Genomic DNA, 322 nt, shown 5'->3' with positions numbered 1-322 from the left:
GGCAGTGATGATATGAAGAATGAATCCGAGAATCGGAATCCACGCAAGGCAGGATGTGACAATTCCAATGATACTTCCAATCATTGGTCCCTGGTCTCGCTTCGATAAGACGAGTGTGATAATATGCAGAATAAGCATGACCATGAGCGGCGAATAGCCATTGCTAATAACGAATAGACCTCCGATCACAGGGATAGCAAGGCAAGCTTCAAAAATCCCAGTGATCCATGTCATAATGCGAGATATAGACATCAGATCCAACTCCTTTTTCATATATGTCTTATTCGTATTTTCCCAAAACGTGAAGAAGTCATGCAGAATT

At 41.9% G+C, this 322-nt stretch carries 1 protein-coding gene; it reads right to left on the bottom strand.

Annotated elements, in window-relative coordinates:
* On the bottom strand, positions 1–252 hold a 252-nt coding region (locus SB658_RS22790; RefSeq protein ID WP_410602513.1), incomplete at its 3' end, for a hypothetical protein.
* Positions 253–322: the final 70 nt, after the last annotated feature.

This window comes from Bacillus sp. SIMBA_008 (genome assembly GCF_046535495.1).
Lineage (GTDB): Bacteria > Bacillota > Bacilli > Bacillales > Bacillaceae > Bacillus > Bacillus subtilis.
The sequence above is the reverse complement of the archived record's forward strand: the minus strand, read 5'-3'. Positions and strand labels throughout refer to the sequence as shown.